The 1,954-nt window shown below is 57.8% G+C and carries 2 protein-coding genes; one reads left to right on the forward strand and one right to left on the reverse strand.

The window, feature by feature from the left end:
* The first annotated feature begins 137 nt into the window (after positions 1-137).
* A complete protein-coding gene (locus KDH09_07795; protein ID MCB0219579.1) occupies positions 138-1,169 on the forward strand; it encodes a hypothetical protein in 1,032 nt (343 codons plus the stop codon).
* Positions 1,170-1,210: 41 nt separating this feature from the next.
* Here KDH09_07795 and KDH09_07800 read toward each other — a convergent pair whose 3' ends face one another.
* Complete coding sequence (locus tag KDH09_07800; GenBank protein MCB0219580.1) at positions 1,211-1,858, reverse strand: hypothetical protein; 648 nt, start codon at positions 1,856-1,858, stop codon at positions 1,211-1,213.
* Positions 1,859-1,954: the final 96 nt, after the last annotated feature.

The raw sequence follows: 1,954 nt of genomic DNA on the forward strand, positions 1-1,954 counted from the left end.
GATTGGGGCCCGTTTTGGGGCGAACGGGTTGTTGCCCGATCGCCGGTCGCATCGGGCAAGGGTTCACGCAAAAATCAGGCGAGTTGTGTGGTCTGTGTTAAATTAATGGGGAGTGTGGAAAGAAAGGCTACGATGTAATGGGTGATGAGTCTGAGGGGAGTTTCCGGTCGCATCTACAGTATTTGCGCGCATTTAACATGCTTTACGGGGACAAGCATGTTTTCCCTGATAATTCCAATGTATTGCCGAGTGTAGGCGAGCGATTGATGCAAACTCGTCGCTGGCAGAATCTCCGACCACTCGGGGCGCATTTCGAGGACATTGAACAAAGCATACGCAATGCATGGGGGACTGAGATGTTGCTCAGCATGAATGGGCAGCTTGCGGGTGATGACGAACTCCTTCGGCTGGTGAATAACTGGAGTGCGGTTCAAGTGTATTACATCTTCTATCATGTCACGCAGGCGTTGATGCTTGCGCGGAACCAACCTCGACCCGAGTCGCACGAGATTACAAAGCGGCAGTACACGGATGAGTGGCTCGGGAGGAGTATTGATATGGCACCGTGGTCGCTCGGAGTCGGCAGTGCCGGATACATAAATGTCCCGGCTGGCCAATCAGTTACAAATACTCATCATTGGCGACGTTGTACGGAAGCGAACTGTGTTGACATCGCCGCAGTCGCACTCCGTGCGACACGAGATGATCGACTTCGAGAAGCTTGGAGCGAAGCAAGAGAGAGAAAGCGGAGTCAAAAAAGGAAAGAGTGGCGAGAAGCGGAAAAGGTTCGATTGGCGAAAGGTAAAGCAAGGCGCAGTGAGCCGAAGTTCCCACTTCCACGCCTTACCGAATCAGAGAAGAAAGAGGCGGATCAACGCCTGCGAGCATATTCTCTGATGGACTATTTTTGGCGCCTGCGTATAAAGACAAACTACAAAGACTCTTCGATGTTTACATCTGGCCCTGTTCGCGCGAGCGATACAAAGCAAGCGTATCGTGATCTGGTCCAGATTGCTGTGGCCACTTTGTTGGTGCATGAAATGACGCTGGCGAAATTGATTGGTCCCACGGAGTTTGTTCAAAGGATGGAGCAGTGGGCCAATCTAAATACCCCACGTGATATGGGGGCGAGAATCTATGAGAGATTGGCATTGATAAAGAACATTTAGCCGATTCGGTCACTGTTTGATCGGAAAGTTTGATCTCTCCCTCACCGCCCCACCCCCAACCGTCTGCGCAGCTCCCGCAGCGTCTCCCTCATCGAATGCGCGGCGTTCTCCGCCAGATCGGCTTCAAGGCGCGCGACGATGCGCGCGCAGATCTCTCGTTCAAGCCGGTGGTCTATGAAGCGTTGCAGCAGGGTCAGGCCGGGACTTCCCATTTCGAGGAATGTCAGGTCGTCCACCGCGAAGGCTTCACCCAGATGACGGGCGGCATCCTCGTGATGGCCGCGGGCGAGCTCGGTCTCCGCGATGAGGCGGTGGCCCTCGTGAAGGAGCGCGCTGTCGCGGGCAATGGCGAGGAGCTCGCGCGCCTTGTCGCACACCGCCGCCGGGTCTTTGGGCTCGTAGTAGTAGGCCAGGAAGTAGGCGGTGACGCCCTTCTGGTGGGCGGCACCCGGAAGCTCGGCCTCCGCCCTGAGGCAGCACGCCAGCGCCGCCTCCAGGTCGCGCCGCTTGGCATGTACGTAGTGGAGCAGGGTCCAGCACTGGGCGCGGTCATCGGGCGTGGCGGCGTCCTCGAGGGAGGCGCGCAGAAACGCCTCGGCCCCTTCGTAGTCGCGGCGGGATACGAGCGCTTCGAAGGCCATGAAGCGCCGGTCCAGGGAACCGGGGACTTGCGGGTCGGGTGTGCTCATCTGCGCTCGAGGATAGCTGGCCCGCGCGGGGCCGCTCAAGCGGGCTCGTCCTTCGACAGGCTCAGGACGAACGTAGTTCCCGTTCGCCCTGAGCCA

This window comes from Chrysiogenia bacterium (assembly GCA_020434085.1).
Classification (GTDB): domain Bacteria; phylum JAGRBM01; class JAGRBM01; order JAGRBM01; family JAGRBM01; genus JAGRBM01.